The following is a 1,686-nucleotide window of genomic DNA, read 5'->3' as shown; positions in this document are numbered from 1 at the left end:
GCGGGAAACGTGAAGGTATTCCCGTATCTGATTGGGCAATACATTTAAGGATTCGGCAATTTCTGCTACAACTGGAGGACGACCCAGAGATTGAGACAGTTGCTGCTGTACTCTCCTGATTTTGTTTAATTTATCGTTGATATGGATTGGCAGACGGATAGTGCGAGACTTTTCTCCGATCGCCCGTGTAATTGACTGCTTAATCCACCAGTAAACGTAGGTCGATAGTTTATAGCCTCGGTTGGGATCAAACTTTTTGATCCCCTTTTGTAGACCTAATGCTCCTTCTGGGAGCAAATCGAGAAAATCTAAATTGTGATTCTGGTATTTTTTGGCAACAGAAACCACTAACCGTAAGTTAGCAGTCACCATTTTCTCTTTAGCTTTTTGACCTTGTTGAATGATTGCTTGTACTTCAGCTTCGGTTTGCCCAAGCGAAGTGGCTAATTCTCTTGCAGTTGGTTGTCGGTTTAGTTGAAGTGCAAGGCTTGAGCGCTGTTCTTCAATCGCCATCATCTGCTGGACAAGCCGAGCGTTTGTAATTTCTTGCTCAGGAGTTAGCAGAGGGTAGCGTCCGATTTCTTTGAGGTAAGAGCGAACTAAGTCGGTAGTTAGGCTGGGCATACTTTCAATTAATTGTGACGAATACTTTTATTTTTCGTTTGTTAAAATGTTTTATTTCAATAATTAGCTAATAAATCAAATCTTAATCATAGACTTAAACCAATATTCATATTTGTCAAATACATTTATAGATATAATACTTGAAATCTTCAAATAGGTAAATACTAAAATCTGCTGTATTTTGTAACTAAGTTCTAAGGTAATGAAAAATTTGGTTGGATTAAATCAGAGGTACGCTACGCTAAATTTAGAGTGAAGTCCTCTCCTTAAGAGAGGATATGTTCAAATTCGCTTCACATTTGGACAAGGCTCAAAGACGCTTTGCGTAAATCAATTGAAAATTACAAATACTTAGTTGAGGAATAATCATGGATATGCAATCTGTACTTACCCTGGCAATCGTAGCTATCTTTTGGGCATTTGTTACTCTCGTTATATTCGAGTTCATTAGCGGACTATTTGTATCGGCTGCTTACGCTAGTAATGTGGTTTCGGTTAGTAATGGAAATATAGCTACTTCTACAATCCCACCAGTATCAGAAATAATCACGCCACAAACTCTGACTTTTGAAAAATTATCAGATCCTTGGATGTTAGAGGATGAAATTGTTCATCGTACAAGTAATGAAGGGGAAAGGCAAAGAGAAAGAGAAAGTTCCATCCTTTCCCCTTTACTCCTGCCCTTTTACCCGACTTCAGTAAGAAGTCCATTGAGATTACTGCCTCCAGTTAAAGAATTTTCACCACAACCAAAACGTACTACTCGTTCAAATAAAGCTAACAATGCTGCCAACAAGTCACCGAAAAATAAACAGGCTGATGTAAAGTCTTCAGGCAAGCGCAAGCCAGGGAGACCGCGTAAAACTGCTTAATTCGCTTTTTAATTCTCGTCCGATCACCGAAGAATAAATATCTGAACGTTCAAAGGTTTAAATGAGGCAATTACTTGCCTCATTTATTAGTAAGAGAAAGGCTTCGCCATAGCAAAAGTGAAAAAATAATATTGTGAGTGATGCAATGGTACAGCAACTTTTCACTCAAGGTTCTCTATTCGATTTGCAA

General features: G+C 38.5%; 2 protein-coding genes. One reads left to right on the top strand and one right to left on the bottom strand.

The genetic code is table 11. The features are described 5' to 3' along the window. The coding region (locus H6G97_RS50975; RefSeq protein ID WP_190947764.1) for a sigma-70 family RNA polymerase sigma factor at positions 1-624 on the bottom strand (624 nt) is incomplete at its 3' end. A gap of 368 nt (positions 625-992) precedes the next feature. Between H6G97_RS50975 and H6G97_RS50970 the strand changes: the two genes are divergently transcribed. Beyond that, positions 993-1,496 carry a hypothetical protein gene (locus tag H6G97_RS50970; protein ID WP_190947763.1) on the top strand — a complete coding sequence of 168 codons (504 nt, stop codon included), beginning with the start codon at positions 993-995 and terminating at the stop codon, positions 1,494-1,496. The last annotated feature ends 190 nt before the right edge of the window (positions 1,497-1,686 follow it).

Source organism: Nostoc flagelliforme FACHB-838 (assembly GCF_014698065.1).
Taxonomy (GTDB): domain Bacteria; phylum Cyanobacteriota; class Cyanobacteriia; order Cyanobacteriales; family Nostocaceae; genus Nostoc; species Nostoc flagelliforme_B.
This window is presented reverse-complemented; position numbering and strand designations above follow the sequence as displayed.